This window comes from Macrococcus sp. CoH-51_TC_04 (genome assembly GCF_058188655.1).
In genome coordinates this window covers 14,633-38,515 of the sequence record NZ_JBVGOY010000006.1, presented here as the reverse complement: position 1 = coordinate 38,515, position 23,883 = coordinate 14,633, and the positions used below count along the sequence as shown (strand labels likewise).

Genomic DNA, 23,883 nt, shown 5'->3' with positions numbered 1-23,883 from the left:
TCTTTTAGTATAGCTTATATTATATAAAAAATTAAAGAAAGCAGGTATAAAAATACCTGCTTTCTTTAGTGTCCTAGCTATTTTTATAGCTATTCATATCTTACTTCTCTTAAGCAAAAAAAACAACCGTTAAATCAGAAGTTCATAATTGTCATAATTTTGACAAATTTTACTCTGCAAGTATCGTTTTTAATGCATCATCAGACAATTCCCACATACGTGCATCATGTTGCATTAAAAATTCTTTTAATACACGACGACTGTCTGCATCAATATGTTCGAGGATATAGTGGTGTTTCATCGATTTATCCATCATATTCACATGTTCTGCCATCACTTTATAGCCACGCTTACGCACTTTGTTCACCGCCATATAGCATGCTGTGACGCCTGCATAATATGGTCCTCGTTCACCACGTTCAGTTGTCACCCATACGAGCCAGTATTCCTGTTGATCTGGACCTTCTGTTTCAGATTTATCACTGACCCATTTCACGCGTTTTTCAACTTCACTTCTTGCATGCATCGCTCCGATATCTATAAAGGCATGCTGCTCTTTAATATCAATAAATACAGGTGCCACGTTATCAAGACTTATTGCACCGATATTAGTGCCTTTATGTCCATCTAATGGATCATTCTTTATAATGTTAAACTGAAAATCTGCCATATTTTTCACCTCTAATTTAATTCATTGAGTAAGTTAATAATGGATCCTTTTAATTCTGGATCTCGAATATTAAGTATAAGCTCTTTCGGATAATAAAGCTTATAATCCTTTCTATCTAACCCGGTAATACTATTAATAATAACAGATTGCATACTGATTTCCTTAATTTTGTTATTGCGTGTTAGCAGATGGATTGGTTTTCGTTTATTAATGCCTGGTCGGTTGTAATCATAGGGTAAGTCACTGAAAGCATCAAATACTAAATAGTATTCAGAGTCAATTCCTGCTTTTTCAAACAAATCAGTCAGCTCTGCAATGGTAATCTGGCTACCGTCAAATGGTAAGTACTTAAAGAGATCACGATTAACAAAACGGCGAGACAAATCACTCAGTATCGCATCTTCTTCATCAATCCACTCCTGAAGATAATAGTTAATCAACATCTCATCTAACTTCAAATAATGTGTAACATCAACATCCTTCGAGTTAAAGAACGGTACTAAATATTTTGGCGGCTCTTTAAACTTATATCCTTCGTCATACAGTAGCTTGGCACGCTTAAAAACGCGATTAAGTAGTACTTCTCCACCTCGACTTACCGGATGAAAGTAGACCTGCCAGTACATCTGGTAACGGCTCATCAAATAATCTTCTACAGCGTGCATACCACTTTCTTTAATCACAACTTCATCTTCTGTCGGACGCATCAGCCTTAACACACGTTCCATATCGAAACTACCATAGCTTACCCCTGTATAATATGCATCGCGCTGAAGGTAATCCATTCTATCTGCATCAATTTGAGATGAAATCATAGATATGACAAGCTTATTTGCATGTGTCTTATTAATTACATCCGCCACTTCTTTAGGGAAGTCAGAATGCACTCTAGATAACACTTCATTGACTTCAGTAAGTCCAAGAATGATTTTTTGCGTATACGCTTCATGATCAGTGTCGAATATTTTCTCAAAGCAATGTGAGAATGGTCCATGTCCTAAATCATGCAGTAATGCAGCACACAGTGCTAACGGACGATCTTCCTCATTCCATGCAGAGCGTCCCATAAAGATTTCATCAATCATGCGACGTACAATTTCATAGACACCTAATGAATGATTAAAGCGAGAATGCTCCGCAGAATGAAATGCCAGATAGAGCGTTCCAAGCTGCTTTATGCGACGCAATCTCTGAAATTCTTTTGTTTTAATTAAATCCCAGATAATCTGATCGCGGACATGTATGTAGCGATGTACGGGATCTTTAAAAACTTTTTCTTCAGGCATTTTCTTAAACTGGTAGCTCATAGGGTCCTCCTAAACATTCTTATCAACTTCATCTTATCATAGAATGTTGATATCTATAATTTTTAAGAATTATTATAATATTTTAAGAAATATTCAATGTTTCTTAATGGGTCCCTATTTACAAAAAAATAGCCCAATAAAAAACTCTGCATATGCAGAGCTTTTTTATTGGACTTCTATCTTTACTTCGCCTACTGTCTCATAGACCGCTTTATAAATCCCTTTTTCAAGACGCTTTGGCAAAATAAATGTTCCAGATGAGACAAACATTCCTGGTGTAAGTTTTCTGTCGTATTCAGCAATCGCTTCAACGAGCCATTTCACACTTTCTGCTGGATGTCCTAATACTTCAGACGAACGCCCTTCAGCAATCACTTCATCATTTAAATATAGTGTTCCTTTTATATCTTTAATGTCATCATAACTGCAAACCTTACCTTCACCAAAGACAACGGCTCCGCTCACGGCGCTATCAGTAACAATTTCGGCTACGCTCATATTTGGAAACCAATTCGTATAACGCGCATCCGGAAGTTCAATTCCTGGTGCTATAACACATTTCCTCATGATATCAGATACACTATCTCCTTGCTCTAATGTTCCTTTCACAATAAACACGAGTTCAAGTTCTAGTAATCCTTCATTGAATTCACCTAGAGCGACACGTTCCGATAATATCGTTTTATCTGTCATCGCACCATATAATGGACTATCACTATTAAACATACGCTGTGTCTCTTCGCTCGTAAGAGAAACTTTATAGCCTTTTAACGTTTCTGTTTGCTCTTTTAATTTCAAAACCTCATGCTGTACATCATATGCTGTTGCTAGAGACATCGTTTCAGGAACAATATGTTCTTCTAGCACCTTTCTTTGCTGATATGCATCAAACAATGGTTCAACATATTGATTGCTACTCATAAAAACACTCCCTATAATGTCTTTTTAAGCAGACCAGATAATACTTTCTCACCAAGAATGTCTTCTTCATACTCACGTACAAGCTCGAACCCTTCTCTATAATAAAACTTCGTTGCACGTTCATTGTCCAGTGCAACCTCAACAAAGACTGCATCATACGTGTCGAAATAAGACAGACCATTATGCAGGAGTGCCCTACCGATCGCATGACGCTGATGCTCTGGCAAGACATAGATAGCAGATAAATTCAGAGCTTTTCCGTAGATGAAATTTGCGAATCCTACGATTTCTCCATCTACTTCCGCTACTAAAAATAGTGTCTCTTTAATTCTCTTTTCTAGTCTTGAAGTGCTGAACGATGCTTCTAAAAATTGAACACTTGTGCTCGCTGTCATTATATTCTTATATGTATCGTGCCATGCTTTTGTGACCACATTTTTGATTTGAACAATATCATCTTGTGCTGCTTTACGAATACTTACCATTTCCATTCTCTCCTACTTCAGTTTAAAAAATTAATATCTTTTAATTATACCATTTAATTATCAGAATTGCACGACAACTTAATTGAACTGTGTTCGCTTTAAAGCTGGAGTCCCTATTGTTGTCGCACACTTAATAAACGTTAAATAGTTCAACTGTTTCATCGGAGAGAGATGTTTAATATAGATATAATGATATTCTAGATATGGTCTTGATCCTCGCGCTAATTTATAATCTTTGGCACCTGCACTGTTATTAATAGCATATCCATTACGCTTAGCAAATTCATATAACAATCCACTCGTTATAAAATAGAGGTGTTTAATGGATTGATTCATACCAAAATAAGCTGGAAATAATGTGTTCCCCGCTTCCTGTACAGCCATAAACGATACGATGCGCTCTTCATCCTTTAAGACAAACCACTGCAAATTCGTAGACTCATACATAAACTTAAAGAATTCAGCTGTATAGTGTGGATTAAAATGAGAATACTTATCTAAATATACTTGTTCATATAATGGAACTAATTGCGCAAAGTCATCATCTTCAAGCGTCATCGTAAATGTTAATCCACTCTTATTAAATTTCTTAATATCTTTCTTTAAATCTTTACGTTCGTTCTTATTGTGCTGTTCATTGCTATCATATATGTATACTGCTCGAGATATAAGACGTTCGTAACCCGCGTTATTAAGCAATTTCATTTCATGCTTATGAAATTTATCATTTAATGTACGGAAGCAGATGGCATGCTTTGGATAACGCTCTGATAGCAGCTTTGTAATCAACTCAATTTGGTCAAATTCACACCCTTCATACATTGTTGTCGACATAAAAGAAGGGAATACCGTTACTGTTTTTTCACATGCTGGATTCAGCACAAAGCGCCCGACTGTAAGCATTGCATTCGTTACAGGTTTTAAATATGCAGGCAGGTTCATACGGTTTGTTTCGCTTACCATTTCATCAATATACTGACCCCTAAACGAATGAATCCACGATTGATTCATTCCGCCGTCTTTAATGCTGAACGGGATAAGCTGTCCATTCAATATCATAACTTCTACACGGGCATGCACATTCCTGATGCCACGCGTAATACCTTCCATCATATAACGTAAATATTCACGCTCTTTAATGCCAATAACAATCTGTTCAAATGGTATCTCTGTATAAGTGCTATAGAATGTCATACACAATCCTCTATTTCTTTGTCATAAGGTCATCGTTCCACTCAATATCATAAGTCGTAATCGTATTCACAGTCGTCTTCAGTGACTTCGCTGTTAACCACCACTGCGCACCACTGATAAGCTGCTCAAAGAATATCCCTTTTTCACTCGGATGCCAGAATATATCCTTGCCGTACTTCAAACGTTCTAAGTTATGTTTCTTAGGTCGCATAATGAAGTTATAGAGGGATACGAATATTAGCTGACGCGCTTCATATTTCGGTGTGCACGACTTTAACTCCCATACTTCAGGTTGCATAAATAAGGCACCATTAGTTGCACGCGGGTTACACTCAATAAAGTAATATTCACCGGTTGTATCACAATGAATCACATCAAATGCGATTTGATATGACCAGTTTAAATTGCGAATAACGCTTTCGATAATTTCCTGTAGTGTCTCATTTTTCTGCGAATGAAAGTGTGTTGAACAATTGTAACTATCATGTGTGTTCGATAAATATAACGATGTACTTAAACTTCTTCCTTCATACGCAAAGCTATAAGAACACCATTCTGTCCCTTTAATTAATGTCTGAATCATAAACGGAAATTCGATTAATCGCTGATTCTCTAACTCCATACGTGATAATTTACGTACGGATTGTCCGAAGCGTCCATATGGCTGCTTAACAATATATTCATTTCCCGGGTAATCATTCATAAACTCTGTTAAATCCTGATGATTCATAATATATTCTGTATCCGGGACTTTAAATCCCATCGCATCGATTAACTTTGTAAAGTTATATTTATTATGTACTGAAAGCATCTTCTGAATTTCTTCAACATAAATAGGTGCATTAATTTGTGATTTCATATAAGAAAGATAGAACGACTCTTCATTCAATGGTATAACAAGATCAATGTGATATGTGTCGATAATATCATTAATATCCTGAATATAGAGTTCTGTAGAAAATCGTGGAGAAGTGGTTATTATAAATTGCTCAATAAACTTTGACTTCTTAATACTTACTTTCTTCGTAGAGTCCGATAGGTAAACCTTTCTACCAAGCGCGACCTGCTGTTGCACTACTTCATACGAAATTGGTGCACGAGCACCAGTAATCAATATATTCACGAAATCTTCCACCTTTCATGTATGACACTTTATATTTATCGTAACAGAGAGATATTAAACACGTGTTAATTTGCATTAAAGAAATATGTGGAATATTAAGCTGTATATTTAAAAGTATAAAAAAGCACAGAAAATATCATTCATTTTCTGTGCTTTAGTACATCTAACCTTTATTTAATTTCGCTTTTAGCTTCGCGTTCTGCTCATCCAGTCTGCGTTTACGTTCGGCATTACGCTCCGCTAAACGTGCCTCTTCTTCTGGATCACGTTTTTGAGAAAGACGTTTCTTCACTTTCTCCATCAGCTCATCTTCAGTAAGTGCTGCAAGCGGGCGATTATTCACAAATGCAAAAGTTTTCTTACGTCCTGGTCCGCAGTAAGACTGGCATGCAATTTCCACTTCAGCATCTGGATCTAACTTTTCTAATTTTGGTAACAACGTTCTTAAACACACACCTTGGCAGTCATCACATACCTGAAACTTATTACGCATTTATGTCACCCTTCCTGATTTATCTTCAATTTACTATTACGTTCAATCATGCGCTCGAAATATATATTATACAATGTCCACATGTCGTTTGTCATCTCATTATTTGAAAGTGTAGCACCAAGTGCTTTCATCGCAAACAATAATTTAAACAGCACTTCTTCAACAGACAACTTTGTCTCGAGCAATTCTTCAAGACTGGCCATGCATGATGGATCAATATCCGGATAATGAAACTTCGTCTCTTGCCCGTTCAATGCAATGTCATAAAACTGACGCATCAGCTCGGCACGCTCGCCGCCACTGCCCTCAATACACAAATAAATCTGGACTGCGATACCACCTTTAACGCGACGTTGCGATATGCCTGCAAACTTCTTGCCATCAATGCTTAAGTCATAACTCCCCGGACAATACGAGCGCGTAATTTCTTTCGCTTCAATACGTTTACCGTACGACGCAAACATCTCCTGCACAAGCTCATACATATATTCATAACCTGCATCAATCGAGAAGCTGATATCCCCTTTAAATATAAGAGAAATATTCAGCACACCTGCATCAAGCACAACACCTAACCCACCGGAATTACGCACAATCGCACCATATCCTTGATTATTCAAGTATTCTATTCCTTCAGCTAAGTACGGTAATCTCGCATCATGAATGCCAAGTATAACGACATGATTATGTACCCACGTTCTCACTACAGAATCATTACCTTGACCCACTAAATGACAGTACATATCATCAAAACTAAAGGACTGCATCGGCTGCAGTCCTGTCGTATGATCAACATATTGCCATTTTCCTTCGAAAATGGAACCTGTCATTATAGTGATTGTGCTGCAGTAATGATGGATAATGATACTACATCTTCAGTAGAACATCCGCGTGATAAATCATTTACTGGTGCATTTAATCCTTGTAAGATTGGTCCAACTGCGTCGAATCCACCTAAACGTTGTGCAATTTTGTAACCGATGTTACCCGCTTCTAATGAAGGGAATACGAATACATTTGCATCACCTTGAATTGGAGACTCAGGTGCTTTCTTCGCTGCAACTGAAGGAACAAACGCTGCATCAAACTGGAATTCACCATCAATTACGACACCTTGTAAATCGCTTTCTGAAGCTAACTTCTCCTGTGCTAATTTCGTTGCTTCTGTTACTTTCTCAGTTTCAGGTGTTTTTGCTGAACCTTTCGTTGAGAAGCTTAACATTGCAACTTTCGGTTCCATACCGAATTGTTTTGCAGTCTTCGCTGATTCAATCGCAATCTCGGCTAATGCTTGTGAATCTAATTGAGGGTTAATTGCACAGTCACCCATAACGTACTGTTCTTCTCCACGCATCATGAAGAATACACCTGATGTACGAGATACGCCTGGCTTCGTCTTAATAATTTGTAATGCAGGACGTACAGTATCCGCTGTAGAATGTGCTGCACCTGATACTAAGCCAGCTGCATGACCAGCATATACTAACATCGTACCAAAATAGTTCGGATCCTTTAACATTTCAGTCGCTTGTTCTTCTGTCGCTTTACCTTTACGGCGCTCTACAAACTTCGCAATTAAGTCTTCACGTAATTCGCTCGTAGCCGGGTCCATTATTTCAATACCATCAATCGCAACACCTAACTTTGTAGCAAGTGCTTCGATTTCAGCTTTATCACCTAGAACGATAGGTGCAACTTTATCACCTTTATGTAACTCAACTGCAGCTTGTAATACTCTCTCATCGTTACCTTCAGGTAGTACAATCTTCACATTCTTCCCTGAAAGTTTCTCGTTTAATACTTCTAACAAATTAGCCATAATAGCCTCCCGAATGAATTAAATTATTTCCGTACTTATTATAAACCTAATTGCATTATTTTTCACGTCATCAATTTGTAGATTATAAGAAATTACTTATACCATTATATATGTTAGAATAAACATGATTAAATTTAAGGAGAGATGGATAATGAATGAAGCAGCAAAGACATTAGACGGATGGTATAGTTTACATCTATTCTATGCAATCGATTTTACAAGCCTTAAAATTTTAGAACAAAGCGAAAGAACTGCGATGGTTGAAGAGTTTAAAGCGTTTATCAACACTTTAGAAGACAACCATAGTGCAAAGGAAGGTTCATATGCGTTATACAACATTACAGGACAGAAAGCTGACTTAATGCTCTGGGTTTTACGCCCTGAAATGAAAGACTTAACAGCACTTGAAAACAAATTCAACAAACTTGCAATTAGAGATTTCTTAATCCCTACATATTCATACGTTTCAGTAATTGAGTTAAGCAACTACTTAGCGGGTGACTCAAATGAAGACCCATATGAAAACCCACATATTAAAGCAAGATTATACCCTGAATTACCACGCTCTGAATATGTATGTTTCTATCCAATGGATAAACGTCGTCAAGGTGAAGACAATTGGTATATGTTAGATATGGATCACCGCAAAGGACTTATGCGTTCACACGGCATGATCGGTCGTGGCTATGCAGGCATCGTTAAACAATTTATCACAGGATCTGTAGGATTCGACGATTATGAATGGGGTGTTACACTCTTCTCAGACGATGTATTACAATTTAAGAAACTTGTATACGAAATGAGATTCGACGAAGTATCAGCACGTTACGGTGAGTTTGGCGGCTTCTACGTCGGAAACATTCTTACAGTAAATGACCTTCAAGATTTATTTGCATTATAAAAATAATGCGTGTGTCAAAAGACACACGCATTATTTTTATTTATAAGCTTTCTCTACTTCTTCAATTTGTTTCACAATCGTTACTGCACCACCGCTTGAGAAGTACCATAAGTATGGATCTACTTCTACGACTTTATTATCTTTAATTGCGTTAACGTTTTTAATAACATCATTTGATAACGCTTGTTCAGCTGAAGACTTACCACCTACAGCTACTCCACGGTCCATCGCAAAGATAATATCCGGATTCTTCTTGTTGATATATTCAAAGTTAATTACTTGTCCGTGACCTTTTGCTGTAATATTTTCATCCGTTTCTTTCACGCCTAATACATCATGAATAAACCCGAAACGTCCGCCTTTACCGAATACAGAAAGTTCACCTTCATTTGCTAACACGAACAATCCTTTTTTATCTGATTTCTCAGTCATTGCTTTAACTTCTTTGATTTTTTTATCTATGTCTGCAATAAGCTTTTCAGTTTCTTTCTCTTTACCGAAGATTTTGCCGATATTTTCAGTATTCACTTTAATACTATCGATATAGTTCTTATCATCTGCACCAACATATACAATTTGTGCTTTCGGTGCTGCTTTTTTCATTTCATCCATTACCTTCTGGTTAGCCTGACGACCTGAGATTAAGATAAGGTCTGGTTGCATTTCAGCTAATTTTTCAAAGTTTGGTTCTTTTAGGCTTCCTAAGTTTGCATATTTATCATCTTTATATTCTTTTAAGAATTCAGGTAAGCTACGGTTCCCTTCACCTTTTGGCATACCTTTTACGTTTTTATCCGCGCCAATTTCCTTTAATGTTGTAAGTGTTCCGTAATCAAATACTGCAACGCTTTTTGGGTTTTTAATTACTTCCACAGTTTCAGATACTTCTTTTGCGTCACTACCGTCTTCTTTTTCACCCATTAACTTATATTTATTATCGATTTTTACTGTTTCAGCTTTGCCATTTGAACCACTTGATGTTTTGTCATCTGTTTTAGAAGTATCCTTCGTTCCTCCACATGCTGCTAATACTAAAATTAATGATAATGTGATAACTAATCCAATAATACGTTTCATTTTCCAGTCTCCTTAGTGTAATGTATTTCCCCCGTTTTATCGCTGCCCCATAGTAGTAATAACCCGGCAACACTCCTTTCGATGATTTAAGTTTATACCGCCTGAACTTCTTCTATAAATTCATCTACCGTCATACTTTCATCATCGAAGTATACACAAATTTGCTGTCCGAATATGCACTCGATATTAATGTCCATATCGTATACAGTCTTCAAGTTTTCTGTTGTGATACATTCGTTTTTCGTTCCATCCAGCAGTACTTCACCGTCTTTCAGGGCGATAATGTAATCTGCGTAACATGATGCGAAGTTAATGTCGTGTATTACGATTACAATCGTTTTTCCTTTTTCGCGTACTAAACGACGTAATAGCTGCATCATTTGTACCGAATGTTTCATATCAAGATTATTTAGTGGTTCATCAAGGAAGATATAGTCTGTATCTTGTGCTAATGTCATCGCAATATATGCGCGTTGTCTTTGTCCACCTGATAATTCATCAAGAAATCTTGTTTCAAAAGATTCTAACTCTAAATAGTCGATTGCTTCGTTAACGATACGTTCGTCTTCTTTCGTGAGACGTCCTTTTGAATATGGAAATCGTCCGAAGTTTACAAGATCACGTACTGTTATCTTTAAATTCGTATGGTTACTTTGTTTCAATACTGCAAGCTGCATCGCGATATCATCGCTTTTCATCTTACTGATTTCTTGATTATTTAACTGCACTGTCCCTTTATCAAAATCAGACAGTCTCGTAATGGCTGATAACAATGTACTCTTACCAGCACCGTTTGGGCCGATAATCGCTGTGATTGCACCTTTCTTAATTTCCGTTGATACGTCTTTTAATATTGTTTTATTACCGATATTTTTATACAAATTGTTAACTTTAATCATGAGCGCCCTCCTTGAATAATAAGTATATGAAGTAAATCCCTCCGATAAAGTTGATAAGTATCGTAATCTCTGTCGTTCCATCGAAGAAATATTGATTGATCATTTGGCCAAGTAACAATGTAATTGCGGATACTGCAATTACAGAAATGATTAAATATTGGTGTTTAAATGTCTGCATGAGCTGATAAGTTACGTTACATACGATAATACCTAAAAACGTAATCGGTCCAACGAGTGCTGTTGAAATGCTGACTAGTATTGCAATTACAAGCAGCATGTTACGTGTAAGCCTGTCGACATTTACACCAAGATTGGTTGCATGGGTCTTTCCGAGGCTTAACACATCTAATTCATATGATTTCTTGTAAATATATATCAGTAATATGATGATGAGTGCACAGCTGATAATTAATAGTTTCTCATTCACTGTATTAAAGCTCGCAAACAATTTATCCTGTAACAGCAAGAAGTCATCTGGATTCATAACCATATGCATAAAGCTTGATAAGCTTGAAAAACATGTCCCCATTACAATACCAAAAAGTAGTACAAAGTATACGGACGTATTCTTCTTAAATACGAGGTTGAATAAACCTAATGTAAAACCAATCATTAATATTACAGAGACGAAGAAGTTCGTATATACGTTAAACACGGCATCTCCCATCTTCCCGAACAAGAAGATAATAATCGTCTGAATAAATAAGTACACAGCGTCTAACCCAATGACTGAAGGAGTTAATAAATGATTCTCAGTAATCGACTGGAATACGAGTGATGATACACCAATTGCTGCACCTACAAGTAATATCGCTGCAAGTTTTCTTAATCTTGAAGGGAGAACGTAATCAAGAATTGCAAAATTCAACTGAATCAGCACAAACCCTGTCATAAGGAGCAGCATTACAATAATGAGTGCACTCGCCTTTTTCATTTGGCTAGACATATGACTTCCTCCTTTTCAGAAGAATCGCCATGAAGATAACACTTCCTACGATCCCGAGTGTGAGACCAATCGGAATCTCATAAGGAAAGATAATTAATCGACTGAATATATCTGCTACCATAACAAGAATTGCACCAAACAGTGCTGTATATGGTAAAGCTTTATTCATATGATCGCCGACAAACAGTCCGACGATATTCGGAATAATCAATCCTAAAAATGGTAATACACCGACTGTTACAACTACTGTCGCCGAAACGATTGCAGCAATAACAACTCCTAAATTCATCATCTTCGCGTAAGATATACCTAAGTTTTTACTGAAGGACTCCCCCATTCCGACGATGGTAAAGTGATGCGCAAAGAGGTAAATCAGCACTACCATAGGAATAATAACAAATAATACTTCATAGCGTCCTTTCGTAATCATCGAGAAGTTTCCCACAAAGAAGTTAGAAATACTTTGCATAGCATTGAAACGTAGTGCCATAAACGTCGCTAAACTTGAAACGATGTTACCGAGCATGAGCCCTACAAGGGGAATAAAGATAGCATCTTTAAACTTGATACGATTGACAATCCACATAAACATCATCGTACCGATAATCGCTGAAACAATACTGAATGATAATTTAACAAGTAGTGGTGCTTGTGCAAAGAATATCATTGCGATGAGTACACCAAACTTCGCAAAATCCATCGTCCCCGCTGTTGTTGGTGACACGAATTTATTACGTGTGAGCTGCTGCATCAACAAACCCGCCACACTTAGTGCTACACCGGCTAATATAATAGCAAATGTTCTCGGCAATCGACTGTTCAACAAAATATTCTTTTGATTCTCATCCAAGTTTAGTAAATTTGATGGGCTCAAATCTACAACACCAATAAACATTGAAATTATAGACAAAACCAGCAACAGTAATGTGGTGTAAATTATTTTCATGAACAAAAGCTCCTGTCATCATTGATAATAGTTATCAATGAGAAAAATTCTCAATTACAATATTATCAAAAATCTGAAATAAATCAATACGTATTATAAAAAAATACTTTATTGAATTACTATTCTTTATATTCTGATTTCATGATATATTGATAAAAACTATAAAAAGAGGTGGCGTTATGAATAAACATCATGGAGAACAAGCACTCGAAAAAACGATAGGATTCTGGACTGCTATAACGATAGTTATCGGAACGATTATTGGTTCTGGCGTGTTCGTTAAACCTTCCGTAGTGCTCAATCATGCAGGTACAAGTGATCTTGCAATCTGGGCCTGGGTTGTCGGAGGTGTATTAACTTTAGCAGCAGGTCTGACTATTTCAGAAGTAGGCGCACAAATACCAAAAACCGGAGGATTGTATGCTTATATTAGAGATATTTATGGTCCCTTCTGGGGATTTTTAACAGGTTGGATGCAGACGGTCATCTATGGCCCCGCAATTATCGCTTCACTTTCATTATTCTTCGGCATACTCGTAACGAACTTTTTTGGAATCGATCCAGCCCTAGGTATATGGATTGGTGTCGCAGCATTTACTTTTCTTGTCATTCTTAATATTCTTGGTACAAATGCTGGTGGTGCGATGCAGACCTTTACTACAATCTGTAAACTGATTCCTGTATTCGCTATTATTATCTTCGGTTTGTTGTGGGGTAAAGAAGGTGTATTCGGACATAACGTGACAAGCTTAATTGAGAATAAAGGAGAAGTTAATTTCGGTCGTGCCGTACTAGCTACGTTATTTGCATACGATGGATGGATTCTACTGACAAACTTAACAGGTGAAATGAAAAATGCAAAGCGCAATCTGCCACTTGCGATGCTTATAGGACTAAGCGTTGTTACATTCGCATATGTACTCATCAATATCGCTGTCTTTAAAGTCATCCCTGCTGAAACGCTTGTTGGACTAGGAAACACTTCATCTGCGGAAGCCGCTAAAATATTATTCGGTGACCTCGGTTCTAAATTTGTTAATATCGGCGTTATTATCTCGATATTCGGTTGCTTGAACGGAAAAATTATGACTTTCCCTCGTATTCCATTTGCAATGGCTGATGATAACTTATTGCCCTTCGCGAAATTTATCAGCTATGTAAGCCCTAAATTTAAAACACCCATCGGTGCAATGATTACAATGTATGTTGTAAGTATGATTCTACTTTTACTTACAATCGTAATTCCTGAAGTCGTGAACGCCGACTACTTATCTGAAGTATGTATATTCGTAATTTATATCTTCTATATCGCTAGCTTTATCGGACTGTTTATATTACGCAAACAAAATAAAGGACAAAAACGCGATTATTCAGTACCGTTATATCCAATCGTCCCTATCGTTGCGATGGGTGGAGGTCTATTTATTATCATCAGTACATTAATGAGTGATTTCACCGGTTCAATGCTCGGTGTACTTTTCGTAGTCATCGGAATTCCATTTTATTTCATGTTGCGCAAAAAACATGTTTAATATACGCAATAACGGTTATATAACTACTAATACATTACAGAAATGAGGATATACTATGAAACGTTTAGTTCGACTAATCATTAAATTAAGTCCCATCCTAATTCCAATCGTAAAAAAACAATTAGAGAAACGTTCGCACCAACAAAATACAACACGTAAATAAACAAAAGCAGCTAAAGTTTTAGCTGCTTTTGTTTATTTCCTTATCTAAAATTAGGTGATCTAATGTCTCTTTAGACATTGCTTTAAGTTTACGAAAACGAATCATAAAGAATATAATCCCTATTATTAACCAAACTGCTAATGCAATATAACTAGGTAGTTTAAGTGATGCCGGAGACCCCGGAAAGAGTAATAAAATAAGGAACGTGGCGCTCACAATTACTCCAAGTAACGCCATCCATTTATATTTCAGGTCATAGTGTAGTGTATTACGTTGTCCAAAAAGACGATAAGCACTTAAGCATGTCACTAAATACGCAATAGACACTCCTGTAGAACTCATATCGACAATCCACGTCAACGCTGTTCTACCTAGCCATGGAGAACAAAGCGCCAGTAATGTAATGAATGCTATTGCTATGTATGGTGTATTGTATTTTGGATGAATACGGCTAAATATTCTCGGCATTACACCCGAACGCCCCATCGAAAACAACAATCTGCTTGAACTCATCAGAAATCCATTCAATCCAGTAAATATCCCCATCAGTATTGCAACTGATAGTATTCCTACACCAATGTATCCAAATGCATACTGGATAACTGATCCTGTAACAAATAAATCTCCGCCTAATACAGATGCATCTTTAACTGTCCAGCCCGTCAATAAAATCATTGCTACGTATGTAAATGCACTTGCAGATAAACTAAAAACAATTAATTTAAATGTTTTGCTAGGCGCAAAATTAAATTCTTCTGCAGTTTGAGGAATATTATCAAATCCCACAAAAGCCCAAGGTGCGACTGCTAAGATCATAAGTATCGATTGTAAAGCTCCCATGTTTTCGTTGAAAATTGGTGATAAATATCCAAATGAAAAATCCTTTGTAAACATTGAACTAATAAATAGCATGATTACTACGACTGCTAATATGACACAAAATACGTATTGTAAGTTTCCTGAAAAACTTGCTCCTTTAACACTTATCCATCCAAATATAATAAGTATTACTGAAGATAATATAATCTCTGTAACATATACATCCCATCCGGCGACCGTATATAATTTACCTCTTGTCATAAGTCCCGGGAATAAGAATTTAAAGATTAAACTAAACGCTGATGCATTTAATGCGACAATGCATATATATCCAAAAGTTAAGAACCAGCTTGAAAAAAATGCAATGTATTTTCCGAATCCTAAGTAACCAAATGCAAATGCACCCCCTGATACCGGAAATTTCTCAACTAAAGCACCATAACTTACTGCAATGACAATCATAAGTAATGCGCCAAGGAGTATGCCGATTGTAGCACCTATTGGGCCAGCGCTTTTTATCCAGTCACCTGGTAAAATAAATGCACCCCCTCCTATACTTGAACCATATGCTATAGCCCATACAAATTTTTCAGAAAGATTCTTCTCAAGCTCCTTACGTACAGGTTTTTGCGGTTTTTTAATAATTTCCCCTCTCATAAAATCACCTCAGAAATGCTTTACCCTAATCTATCTATTCCATAACATGTAAATTCCTACTTATACTTTTCTGAAGACTTATATAAAAAAGCATCCCTTAACATAAAATATAGTTTAAGGGATGCTCGTCAAAATTTTCTTTATGATAAGCCTAATATTTAATTGCTGCAATCATCAGCATAACCCAGCTTGCAATAAACAGGACACCACCAATTGGAGTAATCGCACCAAGCACTTTAATTTGCGTTAATGCCAATAGATAAAGTGACCCACTAAAAAGTACAATACCTATCGTCATCAACCATCCTGCTGTATTTAAGTTCATCTTCGTAGTACCATTTAAAATTGCAATCGCAATAATACCAAGCGCATGATACATTTGATACGCCGTCGCTTTATCCCATATATCCATGTACTTCTCACTTAACTTACCCTCTAAACCATGTGCACCGAATGCACCAAGTGCCACTGCTAACATTGCGTTAAATGCACCTATAATCAAGAATAATTTCATGTTAATGCCCTCCTATTTATTAAAAATCAAAGATTGAATCTCCATTACCAAAACCATCATCTGTTTTTATCTTACTATCATTCGATACAACTTTAGCACCCATCATCTTCAGTTCTTCTGGTGAAACCGCTTCGTGCGGTCCAGTTTGTTTTACTGGTGGTGATTCTGCAGGCATATATGCAGGTTTAGGTATCGATTTCGTTTCGCTTTGTCCGATATTTGCCATCATTTCTATCGCATAGAGATGTTTATTAAATTCTACAACAGTTGAAGCGCGTTTAAGCGCTTCAACTTCTTCGGACAATTTCTGAATGAGTTTATCGTTCACTGAACATCCTCCCTTCCCCAATCTATGGGCGTCTTATTGTGTGCAACTAAATATTCATTCGTCTGACTATATGGTTTTGATCCAAAGAATCCTCTATAGGCACTCAATGGACTTGGATGGACACTTTTAATGACTTTATGTTTCGTCTTATCAATTAAAGGCTCAAGTTTCTGTGCTGGTTTACCCCATAGTATGAAGACCACGTTTTCTCTATATTGCGAAACAGCTTTTATAATTTCAGTTGTAAACTGCTCCCACCCAATACCTTTATGCGAATGTGCCTGACCACCTAAAACAGTCAATACATTATTCAATAATAACACACCTTCATATGCCCATCCTGTCAATTCACCTGTATGTCTTCGAATGTTTAAATCGTTTTCCAGCTCCTGATACATGTTACGTAATGATGGCGGAAGTTTTGTTCCATTCATTACAGAAAAGGCCAAGCCATGTGCCTGATTTGCACCATGATAAGGATCTTGACCTATAATCACAACTTTAACGTCATTAAATGGCGTAAACTTAAACGCATTATATATATTCTCACGTGCTGGATATACTGTCTGTGTTGCATATGCTTTTTCTAATATTTCATCCATTTCATCAAAGTTATATTTCTCTTTAATTCCATGAAAAATCTGCTCCCATTCCATACTATCCACCTCATATATATTATAAATATATCATTTTGAATTAAACGTATTCATGATATGATATTAACAAACAAACAAGAATAGGGGAAATGAAAATGAGCTTAAAAAAGATTTTAACAATTGCCGGATCTGATACAAGTGCTGGAGCTGGTATGCAAGCTGACTTAAAAACTTTCCAGGAATATAACACATACGGTATGGTGGCATTAACCGCTGTAGTCGCAATGGATCCAGAAACTTGGGGCCATGATGTTACACCACTGCCAATTGAATTATTAGATAAACAAATTAAAACTGCATTATCTATCGGCCCTGATGCCATTAAAACAGGTATGTTAGGAACTGAAGAAATCATCCAGCGTGCGGCCAAAGCTTTTGAAGATTCTGATGCTGCGTATTTCGTAGTGGACCCTGTTATGGTATGCAAAGGGGAAGATGAAGTGCTTAATCCTGGCAACACGGATGCTATGATTAAATATTTATTACCACTTGCTACAATTGTGACACCGAACTTGTTCGAAGCAGGTCAATTATCTGGTTTAGGTAAACTAACAACAATCGAACAAATGAAAGAAGCTGCTGAAATCATTCATCAACGTGGTGCAAAACACGTTATTATCAAAGGTGGAAAAGCTTTAGAATCTGATAAAGCATTAGATTTATATTACGATGGTGATAATTATACATTACTGACAACTGATAAATTCCAATCATCATATAATCACGGTGCAGGTTGTACATTTGCCGCTGCTACAACAGCAAACTTAGCATTAGGTAAATCTCCACGTGAAGCGGTAATTGCTGCTAAAGGATTTGTCGCATCAGCAATTAAACACGGATGGAAAATGAACGAATTTGTAGGACCAGTACAGCATGGTGCTTACAATAACGTTGAGAAGATTGAAGTAACAACTAAAGAAGTGTAAAAAAAAGATTGTGACATGAGTAATATTATGAAAAGATGGCAGGAAATGTTCTTTGTTTCCAGTCATCTTTTTTGATTTAACTCGTGCCTGAGCGTGGAACGCCGTTAGTTCGAGCGTACCGCATTATAAGTACGGATATCGCTCAGTTTTTTTATGTCTTTTTTTCTTATACAAGCTCAAAAGGTATAATTTTTACAATTTATTTAGTAAAATAGTTTAGTATAAACTTTGAGGAGTAATGAAAATGGAATTAATCGACAAACAACAAGTACAGGAGCTATTGAATCAATTTCAAGAGAAACCTGTCTATTTACATGTAGAAACAACGAATGGTGCTTATGCAAGTCACTTTGATCAAAAAGTGTTCAATGCAGGTACATTCTTACGTAATATTCAAGTATCATATATTCAAGGGATTATTACTGGCGGCGGAAAAGAACCTTTCCGTGTCGGTTTGAAATTAAATAGTGGCTGGATTTATGTACAAGGTTTAACACACTTTGAAATTGACGAAGAAGGCCGTTTCTTAATGGCTGGTTTAAACTATCAAGGTCAGCTTGCCGCAGCTCTTGAAATAAGCGAAACGCCATTTGAGGTTTAAGGGGGAAATGATGATGGAACAAGAAAGACAAGTGCTCGTAATCTTCCCTCATCCGGATGATGAAGCATTCGGTGTATCAGGTACGATTATGAAACATATAGATGCAGGCACGCCAGTTACTTATGCATGCTTAACGCTAGGGCAAATGGGGAGAAACCTAGGGAATCCGCCATTTGCAACCCGTGAATCATTACCAAAGATTCGTGAGAAAGAATTAGAAGAAGCTTGTCGCGTAATGGGAATTACCGACTTACGCAAAATGGGTTACCGTGATAAGACATTAGAATTTGAATTATTAGATGACTTAGTCGACATGGTGACAGGATTAATCAATGAATTAAATCCTTCAAAAATCATTTCGTTCTATCCAGGTTACTCTGTACATCCAGACCACGAAGCCACAGCAGATGCAGTAGTTGAAGCGGTGCGTCGTATGGAGGGTGAAAAGCCTAAATTACAATTAGTCGCTTTTAGTAATGATACTGTTGAGAATATCGGAGAACCAAATGTTGAATATGATATTACGGGATATGAAGAAAGAAAGATGAATGTATTAGGTGCACATGCATCGCAAACAGGACCAATGCTAGAAAATTTAGCGGCAAATACACAAGAAGCAGAAGCGGCACAAGATATGTGGCTTCGAAAAGAACGCTTCTACGAATACGAAGTTTAATTAGGAGAATGAGATGGATCAATATAATTTAAATACACGTGAAGGTCGATGGAAACATTTCGGTTCGGTAGATCCTATTAAAGGGAGTAAACCTACTGAGAAAGAAAAGATGACAGACCTGCAAAGTTCGAAAAAAGATTTTTTATTTGAAATCGATCATGTAGGTATTAAAAATTTAACATATCCCGTCCGACTGGATGGTTATCAAACAGCAGGAACATTTAGCCTATCCACGCATTTAGCTAAAGATGAAAAAGGCATTAACATGAGCCGTATTTTAGAATCAGTTGAAGCCCATTATGATAATGGTTTATCGCTTGATTTCGATACATTAAAAACAGTATTAATTACTTTACAGACAGTAATGCATCAAAAAGATGCGACTGTTGATGTAGATGCAAAATGGTTCTTTGACCGTTTCAGTCCAGTAACAAACCTACGTGCAATCGGACATGCTGATACACGTTTTTCTATGACAGTTGAAGGTGATACGACAGTTAATAAATCGTTAACATTGACTGCAATGGTAACAACACTTTGCCCGTGCTCTAAAGAAATCAGCGAATACTCTGCTCATAACCAACGCGGTATCGTGACAGTTAAAGCTGACTTTGCACCAGAAGGTGAATTACCAGCAAACTTCAAAGAACGCATCTTAGAAGCGATGGAAGTCAACGCTAGTTCAATGCTATACCCAATATTAAAACGTACAGATGAAAAATCAGTAACGGAACGTGCATATGAAAACCCACGTTTTGTCGAAGATTTATTACGATTAATTGCAGCTGATTTAGTAGAACTTGATTTCGTTACAGGTTTTACAATTGAATGTCGCAATGAAGAATCTATTCATCAGCATGATGCCTTTGCACGTCTGACGTATAATAAATAATATGCTCACTGAAAAAGAAAAGATGCTACAAGGTGCTATATATAATCCCTCTGACGCACAACTTGCGCACGATAGAATGAATGCAAAGCTTATGACACGTCGTTACAATAATCTGCCAGAAGATGAAGTAAATGCTCGCTGTCAGCTCATTAAAGAAATCTTCGGAACCACGGGCGAGCACATTCATGTCGAAGCAAATATACGTGTTGATTATGGCTATAATATTCACGTAGGTGAAAACTTTTATTCAAATCATGATTTAACGATTTTAGATGGCGCGTCAGTTACAATTGGCGATAACTGTATGATAGCGCCAGGTGTGCATATCTATACAGCCACTCATCCGATTGATCCTATTCAACGTAATAGCGGTTTAGAGTATGCAAAGTCTGTTGTGATTGGTGATAATTGCTGGATTGGTGGACACAGTATCATTAATCCAGGTGTAAAGATAGGTAATAATGTCGTTATTGCGAGCGGTGCAGTTGTAACAAAAGACATACCAGATAATGCTGTCGTTGCAGGCATTCCTGCAACAGTAATCAGGCAAATAAAATAAGCAGCCAGACGGCTGCTTATTTTATTTCTCCATTCATAACTTGCATAATTGCGCGTCCTACACCGCTTTCTTCATTGTCCCCGGCCATGTATTTAGCAACCTGCTTAACTTCCTCTGCTCCATTAGACATAGCGAATGAATATTTAGCACGTTCTAACATTGAAACATCATTTAAGTTATCACCAATGGCCATCACTTCATCCATCGTAATATTCAGTTTTTCACATATGGATTCCAATGCAATTCCTTTTTGTGCATTAGTATGCGTAATTTCTATATTCCCTCTTGATGATGATGATATTGCTAAACTATTATATTCAGCAAGTTCAGCCTTTGCTGCATCTATCTTTGACAAATCACTAGAAAACGCCAGGAATTTCAGAACAACCTCACCCTCACGTTTATATATTTCTTCATAACTATCGACTTCTTTTAAAGAGCCGTTATCTATACGCTTTTGTATTGATTTACGAATCTTTTCAACATCTGGAGTATGCCCCATTTTCTCCGCAATATCTATGTAAATTTCAAGATCCTTCTCTTTATCTTCAGTATAGATACGTGCACTCGTATATACCTGATAGTATAGATGATGTTTTTTAAGAGTTTCTGTGATGAGCCTAATCTGTTCATCACTAATCTTAGAAGTGTATATTATATTGAAGGCTTCATCGCGTACTTCTGCCCCATTCAGACAAATAAAAGGGACTTTAAGTCCAGTTGGTTTCACAGGCGTATTTGCTTCATAGAATGCGCGTCCCGTCGCAATAGCCACAGTGACACCTTTCGATTGTGCATATTTAATCGCTTGAATATTTTCTTCTGAGATTTCATGCGCACTATTCAATAATGTACCATCCATATCTGTTGCGATTAGTCTAATCATCATTTCATCTCCTATTATTAATACATACAGTGTATCAAATTCAGTGACTTTTATCTAAAGATGTTACTCTTTTAGTTTCTTATTCTTCTCGAGTAATTTATTATTTCTAAGTGTTTTAAAGAAATCTTTAAGCAATAGACTGCATTCTTCATGTTTGATACCTGCAATTACTGTTGCCTGATGATTGAATCGTGATTCATGCAACAAGTTCATGAGCGATCCACTGCAACCACCTTTTGCATCATGAGCACCGTATACGACAGTCGGAATCCTACTCATTACAATTGCTCCGCTACACATTACACAAGGTTCAAGTGTCACATACAATACACATTCCTCTAAACGCCATGAGCCAATATTTTTACTTGCTTCATTTATCGCAACAACTTCTGCATGCATCAGTGGATTTTGTAACGATTCTCGTAAATTATGGCCACGGCCAATAACTTCCCCATGCTTTACAACGATTGCTCCAATAGGTACTTCATTGATTTTATATGCTTTTTTTGCTTCATCAATCGCCATCTGCATAAAGATTTCATGATTCATTTCTTCATCCGCCTTATTTATTTTATGGTACAATACAAATACTATTTTATTTTAACATTCGAGGAGAGAAATATGGCACCTTTATTTATAGCAATAGAAGGACCGATCGGTGTCGGCAAAAGTTCACTGACTAAGAAGCTATCATCCACTTTAAATTTAACCCCCATCTATGAAATCGTTGAAGAAAATCCTTTCTTATCTGACTTTTATGAAAATATCGATAAGTGGAGCTTTCAGACAGAAATGTTTTTCCTATGCAACAGATATAAGGTTTTAACAGAATTATCAAATGATATATCTGTAGTTAGCGATTATCATATTCTTAAAAATAAAGTATTCGCAAACAACACTTTAAATGATAAAGAATATAAGATGTTCGAAGAAATTTACGATATATTGACGCGAGAAGTTCGCAGACCTGACGTTACTGTGTTCTTAACAGCAGATCTAGATGTACTTAAACAACGCATTCAGCTACGTAATCGCGACTTTGAATCTCATATCGAAGATGATTATTTATTAAAGTTAACCGAGGATTATAGACGTGTATATGAATCAATGAAACATGATCATCAGACGATACTTATCGATACAAGCGATACAGACTTTGTAAATAATGCAGCAGATTATGAGTATATCGTACAACAAATAAAAGATATTATAGGAGCTTAATATGTATACAATCCCTAATGATGCAATCATCACTATTGCAGGTACTGTCGGAGTCGGAAAAAGTTCGTTAACAAAAGCACTGGCTGAGAAGCTAAACTTCAGAACTTCTTTTGAAAAAGTAGATAACAATCCTTACTTAGAAAAATTCTACAATGATTTTGATCGCTGGAGCTTTCATTTACAAATCTATTTTCTTGCAGAACGTTTTAAAGAACAAAAACGTATGTTTGAATATGGCGGCGGTTTTATACAGGATCGCTCCATCTATGAAGATGTAGATATCTTTGCTAAGATGCATGAAGAAGGCGGCACGATGACGAAAGAAGACTTCGCAACTTATTATCAGTTATACGAAGCAATGGTAATGACGCCATACTTCCCGCAACCCGACTGTTTAATCTTCTTAGAAAGCGATTATGAAGATGTGATTAATCGTATCGCGGAACGTGGTCGTCAAATGGAAATAGAAACAGATGAAACTTATTGGCGTGCATTATATACGCGTTATGTCGAATGGATTGAGAACTTCAATGCATGCCCTGTCGTAAGAATTAATATCAATGAATATGATGTATATGGAGATATCGATTCACTTGATCCAGTGATTGAGAAGATTGCTAAAGTAATCCACACACATCGTGCAATGCATAAAAGATAAATATTAAAAATGGT

29 protein-coding genes are annotated in these 23,883 nt (G+C 36.7%); 10 read left to right on the top strand and 19 right to left on the bottom strand.

The genetic code is table 11. The features are described from left to right. Positions 1 to 169: 169 nt before the first annotated feature. From ACZ2V4_RS06970 to pta, 9 genes are all read right to left on the bottom strand, one after another. Complete coding sequence (locus ACZ2V4_RS06970) at positions 170 to 670, bottom strand: YwhD family protein (protein WP_219493267.1); 501 nt, start codon at positions 668 to 670, stop codon at positions 170 to 172. Between the two features lie 11 nt (positions 671 to 681). Next, entirely contained in the window at positions 682 to 1,977 is a 1,296-nt protein-coding gene (locus ACZ2V4_RS06965; protein WP_490514660.1) for an HD domain-containing protein, read from the bottom strand. A 165-nt stretch (positions 1,978 to 2,142) separates the two neighbouring features. Next, positions 2,143 to 2,898 carry a 2-keto-4-pentenoate hydratase gene (locus ACZ2V4_RS06960; protein WP_490514659.1) on the bottom strand — a complete coding sequence of 252 codons (756 nt, stop codon included), beginning with the start codon at positions 2,896 to 2,898 and terminating at the stop codon, positions 2,143 to 2,145. 11 nt (positions 2,899 to 2,909) lie between these two features. Further along, on the bottom strand, positions 2,910 to 3,389 hold the full coding sequence (locus ACZ2V4_RS06955; RefSeq protein ID WP_015912328.1) for a GNAT family N-acetyltransferase: 480 nt from the start codon (positions 3,387 to 3,389) through the stop codon (positions 2,910 to 2,912). Between the two features lie 72 nt (positions 3,390 to 3,461). Then, positions 3,462 to 4,577 (bottom strand): peptidogalycan biosysnthesis protein, encoded by a 1,116-nt coding sequence (locus tag ACZ2V4_RS06950; protein ID WP_419895163.1) that lies wholly within the window; start codon positions 4,575 to 4,577, stop codon positions 3,462 to 3,464. 10 nt (positions 4,578 to 4,587) lie between these two features. Continuing rightward, a complete protein-coding gene (locus tag ACZ2V4_RS06945) occupies positions 4,588 to 5,700 on the bottom strand; it encodes an ATP-grasp domain-containing protein (protein WP_283722218.1) in 1,113 nt (370 codons plus the stop codon). A gap of 163 nt (positions 5,701 to 5,863) precedes the next feature. Then, positions 5,864 to 6,193, bottom strand: coding sequence for a YuzB family protein (locus ACZ2V4_RS06940; RefSeq protein WP_120785956.1), 330 nt, complete (start codon positions 6,191 to 6,193; stop codon positions 5,864 to 5,866). Positions 6,194 to 6,198: 5 nt separating this feature from the next. After that, entirely contained in the window at positions 6,199 to 7,023 is an 825-nt protein-coding gene (locus ACZ2V4_RS06935; protein ID WP_120785955.1) for a lipoate--protein ligase family protein, read from the bottom strand. After that, complete coding sequence (gene pta / locus ACZ2V4_RS06930) at positions 7,023 to 8,012, bottom strand: phosphate acetyltransferase (RefSeq protein WP_099482339.1); 990 nt, start codon at positions 8,010 to 8,012, stop codon at positions 7,023 to 7,025. Before pta ends, ACZ2V4_RS06935 begins: the two co-directional genes overlap by 1 nt. 151 nt (positions 8,013 to 8,163) lie before the next feature. Here pta and hemQ point away from each other — a divergent pair, with 151 nt between their 5' ends. Further along, entirely contained in the window at positions 8,164 to 8,913 is a 750-nt protein-coding gene (hemQ, locus tag ACZ2V4_RS06925; RefSeq protein WP_219493274.1) for a hydrogen peroxide-dependent heme synthase, read from the top strand. Positions 8,914 to 8,949: 36 nt separating this feature from the next. Here the strand turns inward: hemQ and ACZ2V4_RS06920 are convergent, their stop codons facing one another. From ACZ2V4_RS06920 to ACZ2V4_RS06905, 4 genes are all read right to left on the bottom strand, one after another. Further along, on the bottom strand, positions 8,950 to 9,990 hold the full coding sequence (locus ACZ2V4_RS06920) for a ferrated catecholamine ABC transporter substrate-binding lipoprotein SstD (RefSeq protein ID WP_490514658.1): 1,041 nt from the start codon (positions 9,988 to 9,990) through the stop codon (positions 8,950 to 8,952). A gap of 92 nt (positions 9,991 to 10,082) precedes the next feature. Then, positions 10,083 to 10,889, bottom strand: coding sequence for an iron ABC transporter ATP-binding protein (locus tag ACZ2V4_RS06915; protein WP_099482409.1), 807 nt, complete (start codon positions 10,887 to 10,889; stop codon positions 10,083 to 10,085). Then, positions 10,882 to 11,835, bottom strand: a complete 954-nt coding sequence (locus tag ACZ2V4_RS06910; RefSeq protein ID WP_219493275.1) for an iron chelate uptake ABC transporter family permease subunit — start codon at positions 11,833 to 11,835, stop codon at positions 10,882 to 10,884. The genes ACZ2V4_RS06915 and ACZ2V4_RS06910 overlap by 8 nt, the downstream gene beginning before the upstream one ends. Further along, the gene (locus tag ACZ2V4_RS06905; protein ID WP_490514657.1) at positions 11,828 to 12,781 is read right to left on the bottom strand and encodes an ABC transporter permease; all 954 of its coding nucleotides are present in this window, start codon (positions 12,779 to 12,781) and stop codon (positions 11,828 to 11,830) included. The genes ACZ2V4_RS06910 and ACZ2V4_RS06905 overlap by 8 nt, the downstream gene beginning before the upstream one ends. A gap of 179 nt (positions 12,782 to 12,960) precedes the next feature. On the opposite strand from ACZ2V4_RS06905, the gene ACZ2V4_RS06900 reads away from it, so the two are divergent. Both ACZ2V4_RS06900 and ACZ2V4_RS06895 read left to right on the top strand, forming a co-directional pair. Beyond that, positions 12,961 to 14,313 carry an APC family permease gene (locus tag ACZ2V4_RS06900; RefSeq protein ID WP_219493276.1) on the top strand — a complete coding sequence of 451 codons (1,353 nt, stop codon included), beginning with the start codon at positions 12,961 to 12,963 and terminating at the stop codon, positions 14,311 to 14,313. Positions 14,314 to 14,368: 55 nt separating this feature from the next. Next, positions 14,369 to 14,476 (top strand): hypothetical protein, encoded by a 108-nt coding sequence (locus ACZ2V4_RS06895; RefSeq protein ID WP_490514656.1) that lies wholly within the window; start codon positions 14,369 to 14,371, stop codon positions 14,474 to 14,476. Between the two features lie 18 nt (positions 14,477 to 14,494). On the opposite strand, the gene ACZ2V4_RS06890 is transcribed toward ACZ2V4_RS06895, so the two are convergent. From ACZ2V4_RS06890 to ACZ2V4_RS06875, 4 genes are all read right to left on the bottom strand, one after another. Continuing rightward, entirely contained in the window at positions 14,495 to 15,952 is a 1,458-nt protein-coding gene (locus ACZ2V4_RS06890; RefSeq protein WP_490514655.1) for an APC family permease, read from the bottom strand. 151 nt (positions 15,953 to 16,103) lie between these two features. Beyond that, a complete protein-coding gene (locus tag ACZ2V4_RS06885) occupies positions 16,104 to 16,466 on the bottom strand; it encodes a DUF423 domain-containing protein (protein WP_120785942.1) in 363 nt (120 codons plus the stop codon). A gap of 19 nt (positions 16,467 to 16,485) precedes the next feature. Continuing rightward, positions 16,486 to 16,794 (bottom strand): DUF5327 family protein, encoded by a 309-nt coding sequence (locus ACZ2V4_RS06880; RefSeq protein ID WP_419895166.1) that lies wholly within the window; start codon positions 16,792 to 16,794, stop codon positions 16,486 to 16,488. Further along, entirely contained in the window at positions 16,791 to 17,450 is a 660-nt protein-coding gene (locus tag ACZ2V4_RS06875; RefSeq protein ID WP_283722221.1) for a uracil-DNA glycosylase, read from the bottom strand. Before ACZ2V4_RS06875 ends, ACZ2V4_RS06880 begins: the two co-directional genes overlap by 4 nt. A gap of 95 nt (positions 17,451 to 17,545) precedes the next feature. On the opposite strand from ACZ2V4_RS06875, the gene thiD reads away from it, so the two are divergent. The 5 genes from thiD to ACZ2V4_RS06850 all read left to right on the top strand — a co-directional run bounded on the left by thiD (position 17,546) and on the right by ACZ2V4_RS06850 (position 21,104). Further along, positions 17,546 to 18,376 carry a bifunctional hydroxymethylpyrimidine kinase/phosphomethylpyrimidine kinase gene (gene thiD / locus ACZ2V4_RS06870; RefSeq protein ID WP_283722222.1) on the top strand — a complete coding sequence of 277 codons (831 nt, stop codon included), beginning with the start codon at positions 17,546 to 17,548 and terminating at the stop codon, positions 18,374 to 18,376. Positions 18,377 to 18,620: 244 nt separating this feature from the next. After that, positions 18,621 to 18,977: a YojF family protein gene (locus tag ACZ2V4_RS06865; protein ID WP_211517734.1), complete on the top strand. Its 357-nt coding sequence runs from the start codon at positions 18,621 to 18,623 to the stop codon at positions 18,975 to 18,977. A 13-nt stretch (positions 18,978 to 18,990) separates the two neighbouring features. Next, positions 18,991 to 19,653 (top strand): bacillithiol biosynthesis deacetylase BshB2, encoded by a 663-nt coding sequence (bshB2, locus tag ACZ2V4_RS06860; RefSeq protein ID WP_283722223.1) that lies wholly within the window; start codon positions 18,991 to 18,993, stop codon positions 19,651 to 19,653. A gap of 13 nt (positions 19,654 to 19,666) precedes the next feature. After that, positions 19,667 to 20,545 carry a GTP cyclohydrolase FolE2 gene (gene folE2, locus ACZ2V4_RS06855; protein ID WP_283722224.1) on the top strand — a complete coding sequence of 293 codons (879 nt, stop codon included), beginning with the start codon at positions 19,667 to 19,669 and terminating at the stop codon, positions 20,543 to 20,545. Position 20,546: 1 nt separating this feature from the next. Continuing rightward, entirely contained in the window at positions 20,547 to 21,104 is a 558-nt protein-coding gene (locus tag ACZ2V4_RS06850) for a sugar O-acetyltransferase (protein ID WP_490514654.1), read from the top strand. A gap of 16 nt (positions 21,105 to 21,120) precedes the next feature. On the opposite strand, the gene ACZ2V4_RS06845 is transcribed toward ACZ2V4_RS06850, so the two are convergent. After that, on the bottom strand, positions 21,121 to 21,990 hold the full coding sequence (locus ACZ2V4_RS06845; RefSeq protein ID WP_120785935.1) for a Cof-type HAD-IIB family hydrolase: 870 nt from the start codon (positions 21,988 to 21,990) through the stop codon (positions 21,121 to 21,123). A 63-nt stretch (positions 21,991 to 22,053) separates the two neighbouring features. Further along, entirely contained in the window at positions 22,054 to 22,539 is a 486-nt protein-coding gene (gene tadA / locus ACZ2V4_RS06840) for a tRNA adenosine(34) deaminase TadA (RefSeq protein WP_219493284.1), read from the bottom strand. 72 nt (positions 22,540 to 22,611) lie between these two features. Here tadA and ACZ2V4_RS06835 point away from each other — a divergent pair, with 72 nt between their 5' ends. Next, complete coding sequence (locus ACZ2V4_RS06835; protein ID WP_490514653.1) at positions 22,612 to 23,211, top strand: deoxynucleoside kinase; 600 nt, start codon at positions 22,612 to 22,614, stop codon at positions 23,209 to 23,211. Position 23,212: 1 nt separating this feature from the next. Continuing rightward, positions 23,213 to 23,869: a deoxynucleoside kinase gene (locus ACZ2V4_RS06830; protein ID WP_283722227.1), complete on the top strand. Its 657-nt coding sequence runs from the start codon at positions 23,213 to 23,215 to the stop codon at positions 23,867 to 23,869. Positions 23,870 to 23,883 lie beyond the last annotated feature (14 nt).

Coding starts and splice junctions, on each gene's coding strand:
- ACZ2V4_RS06970 (WP_219493267.1), bottom strand. CDS start 670: ATGGCAGATTTTCAGTTTAACATTATAAAGAATGATCCATTAGATGGA.
- ACZ2V4_RS06965 (WP_490514660.1), bottom strand. CDS start 1,977: ATGAGCTACCAGTTTAAGAAAATGCCTGAAGAAAAAGTTTTTAAAGAT.
- ACZ2V4_RS06960 (WP_490514659.1), bottom strand. CDS start 2,898: ATGAGTAGCAATCAATATGTTGAACCATTGTTTGATGCATATCAGCAA.
- ACZ2V4_RS06955 (WP_015912328.1), bottom strand. CDS start 3,389: ATGGAAATGGTAAGTATTCGTAAAGCAGCACAAGATGATATTGTTCAA.
- ACZ2V4_RS06950 (WP_419895163.1), bottom strand. CDS start 4,577: ATGACATTCTATAGCACTTATACAGAGATACCATTTGAACAGATTGTT.
- ACZ2V4_RS06940 (WP_120785956.1), bottom strand. CDS start 6,193: ATGCGTAATAAGTTTCAGGTATGTGATGACTGCCAAGGTGTGTGTTTA.
- ACZ2V4_RS06935 (WP_120785955.1), bottom strand. CDS start 7,023: ATGACAGGTTCCATTTTCGAAGGAAAATGGCAATATGTTGATCATACG.
- pta (WP_099482339.1), bottom strand. CDS start 8,012: ATGGCTAATTTGTTAGAAGTATTAAACGAGAAACTTTCAGGGAAGAAT.
- hemQ (WP_219493274.1), top strand. CDS start 8,164: ATGAATGAAGCAGCAAAGACATTAGACGGATGGTATAGTTTACATCTA.
- ACZ2V4_RS06920 (WP_490514658.1), bottom strand. CDS start 9,990: ATGAAACGTATTATTGGATTAGTTATCACATTATCATTAATTTTAGTA.
- ACZ2V4_RS06915 (WP_099482409.1), bottom strand. CDS start 10,889: ATGATTAAAGTTAACAATTTGTATAAAAATATCGGTAATAAAACAATA.
- ACZ2V4_RS06910 (WP_219493275.1), bottom strand. CDS start 11,835: ATGTCTAGCCAAATGAAAAAGGCGAGTGCACTCATTATTGTAATGCTG.
- ACZ2V4_RS06905 (WP_490514657.1), bottom strand. CDS start 12,781: ATGAAAATAATTTACACCACATTACTGTTGCTGGTTTTGTCTATAATT.
- ACZ2V4_RS06900 (WP_219493276.1), top strand. CDS start 12,961: ATGAATAAACATCATGGAGAACAAGCACTCGAAAAAACGATAGGATTC.
- ACZ2V4_RS06895 (WP_490514656.1), top strand. CDS start 14,369: ATGAAACGTTTAGTTCGACTAATCATTAAATTAAGTCCCATCCTAATT.
- ACZ2V4_RS06890 (WP_490514655.1), bottom strand. CDS start 15,952: ATGAGAGGGGAAATTATTAAAAAACCGCAAAAACCTGTACGTAAGGAG.
- ACZ2V4_RS06885 (WP_120785942.1), bottom strand. CDS start 16,466: ATGAAATTATTCTTGATTATAGGTGCATTTAACGCAATGTTAGCAGTG.
- ACZ2V4_RS06875 (WP_283722221.1), bottom strand. CDS start 17,450: ATGGAATGGGAGCAGATTTTTCATGGAATTAAAGAGAAATATAACTTT.
- thiD (WP_283722222.1), top strand. CDS start 17,546: ATGAGCTTAAAAAAGATTTTAACAATTGCCGGATCTGATACAAGTGCT.
- ACZ2V4_RS06865 (WP_211517734.1), top strand. CDS start 18,621: ATGGAATTAATCGACAAACAACAAGTACAGGAGCTATTGAATCAATTT.
- bshB2 (WP_283722223.1), top strand. CDS start 18,991: ATGGAACAAGAAAGACAAGTGCTCGTAATCTTCCCTCATCCGGATGAT.
- folE2 (WP_283722224.1), top strand. CDS start 19,667: ATGGATCAATATAATTTAAATACACGTGAAGGTCGATGGAAACATTTC.
- ACZ2V4_RS06850 (WP_490514654.1), top strand. CDS start 20,547: ATGCTCACTGAAAAAGAAAAGATGCTACAAGGTGCTATATATAATCCC.
- ACZ2V4_RS06845 (WP_120785935.1), bottom strand. CDS start 21,990: ATGATTAGACTAATCGCAACAGATATGGATGGTACATTATTGAATAGT.
- tadA (WP_219493284.1), bottom strand. CDS start 22,539: ATGAATCATGAAATCTTTATGCAGATGGCGATTGATGAAGCAAAAAAA.
- ACZ2V4_RS06835 (WP_490514653.1), top strand. CDS start 22,612: ATGGCACCTTTATTTATAGCAATAGAAGGACCGATCGGTGTCGGCAAA.
- ACZ2V4_RS06830 (WP_283722227.1), top strand. CDS start 23,213: ATGTATACAATCCCTAATGATGCAATCATCACTATTGCAGGTACTGTC.